Source organism: Mycobacterium gordonae, from assembly GCF_002101675.1.
In the GTDB taxonomy this organism is placed as follows: Bacteria; Actinomycetota; Actinomycetes; order Mycobacteriales; family Mycobacteriaceae; genus Mycobacterium; species Mycobacterium gordonae.
The window spans coordinates 1-1,952 of sequence record NZ_LQOY01000145.1; the positions used below are offsets into that span (position 1 = coordinate 1).

Annotated in this window: 1 protein-coding gene; it reads right to left on the minus strand. The window is 63.3% G+C overall.

Annotated features, from left to right (window positions below):
- Positions 1 to 35 precede the first annotated feature (35 nt).
- On the minus strand, positions 36 to 1,841 hold the full coding sequence (locus tag AWC08_RS20210; RefSeq protein ID WP_231752331.1) for an IS481 family transposase: 1,806 nt from the start codon (positions 1,839 to 1,841) through the stop codon (positions 36 to 38).
- Positions 1,842 to 1,952: the final 111 nt, after the last annotated feature.

A 1,952-nucleotide genomic window follows, 5' to 3' on the forward strand; every position in this document is an offset into this window, starting at 1 on the left:
GTGTAAGGACTCAGGACATTCTTGACGTTTTGTCGTCAGGAGATGCTTGACGGCTTCTGGGGGTTGGCTCCTGCGCCAGCGACGTGAAACCGGGTGATGGGTTTGAGGTTTCGTCGTGGTCGTACGGCTATTTCTTCGTCGCCGTGCAGGATGCGTAGGTGGGTGTCCTCGATGACGACGGTGACGATTTTGCCGCGGTGGCGGGGGCCGAGTTTGATGTTTTGGCCGGCGACCATGATGCGGCCGCTGTCGTGGACCTTGCGTTGAGCCCGCAGGGACCCCGCGGGCAGCGGCGGTGGTGGCAGCGGCGTGGCTGGTGGTCGTGCGCCTTTGAGGCGACCGAGCTGCTCGGTGTCAAGGGGGCACGGCCAGGTGCCGATCAGAGCGTTGTCGATCACGGCGTGCATCAGGTGCCCGTCTAGCCGGAGTGTGACGCGCCGTCCCGCCCAGGCGAATCCGATCAAATGGCTCGCGCCGGCGAGGGATACCACACCGTCTTTGGTGACCGTTCGCTCGATCTCGACCGTTTCCCCAGGCCGGATCACGGCCGTGCCGTTGGCGCGGCGTAACGCTGGGCGATCGGGTTCTGGGCCGGCTGGTCGTGCGCCGCGCATGGCCAGGTGCCTTAAGTCCTCGGGTAGAAGCCGAGATCGGACCGTGCGCAGAATCTCTCCGTCGAGGCTGATATGGATGCTGCGCAGGTCGGCCCAGACACTCAGGGTCCGTCCCACCAGGCTCTTATGGACGGAGACCGACTGACGTCCGGAGCGGATCGAGACTTCGCCGCTGGGCGGCACGCGCACTTCGAACTCAAACGCAGCGCCGGCCGGAGGCGGCGAAGGAGGCGGCTCGATCACATCGATGATCAGTGATGACGGCGTCGCATCCTGAGGCTGGTCGGATTGGTTGGTGAGGTCGAGACGAGTGGGGCCGTTGGGCCGAAACAGGCTTGCGGGGACCGCCATGTCCAGACCTTGATGTGGGCGCTGGTGGTTGTAGCCGTGTACCCAGGCGTCGATGGCCTCCTGGGCGGCAGCGATTGACTCGAACGGCGCCACGTGATCGAGGAACTCTGTGCGCAATGTCTTGTGGAAGCGTTCTATCTTGCCGGTCGTCGTCGGTGATCGTGGTTTGGTCAGCCGCTGCTTGATGCCGTTCTCGCGGCAGATCTTCTCGAATAACACCTCCACCGGTAGCGGTTTGATGAAGCGGCCAGTGAACTGACCGCCGTTGTCGCTCAACACTTCTGCAGGGACGCCGTAGCGGCGCATCGCCTCGAGGAACCCCTCCGCGACCTCACGGGCCGACGGTGTGGCCAACACCGTGGCCAGCACCACAAACCGGGAATGATCGTCCAAGCCGGTCAACAGCTTGCATTCGCGTCCGTCGGCTAAAGGCACACCGCCAACGATGTCGAGTTGCCACAAATGCATCGGCGCTTCGCGCTGCCAGCGTTTGTACTTCCGTTTGCGGTGCTGATCCTGCGGATTGATGAGCCCGTTACGGACCAACACCCGATGCACCGTCGCCCGCGACGGCACCCGGTCCAGTCCCGTCCGGCCCAACTCATGACTAATCCGACGAGCGCCCCAACGCGGATGCTGCCGACGCATCTGGCATATCTGCGCCGCGACCTCAGCAGACAGCTTGGATGGACTCGTATGCGGCCGACGTGACCGATCGATAAGGCCGGCCATGCCCTCTTCCTTGAACCGCGTCCGCCAAAAGTCCAGCGATTGACGCGTCGTGCCGTAGCGCAGCGCTACCTCGCCGATCGGCGAGCCGCCCAGCACCTCACACACCGCCCTATACCGGTACTCCACCAACGCTTGCTGATCCACAACCCGCCCACTCCGCCGCCGACAAAACCGGAGGGAACAAGATCACGAACAACGCCGAAACGTCAAGCGTGTCTTGAGAACAAACCGTCAAAGATGTCTTGAGACGAAACA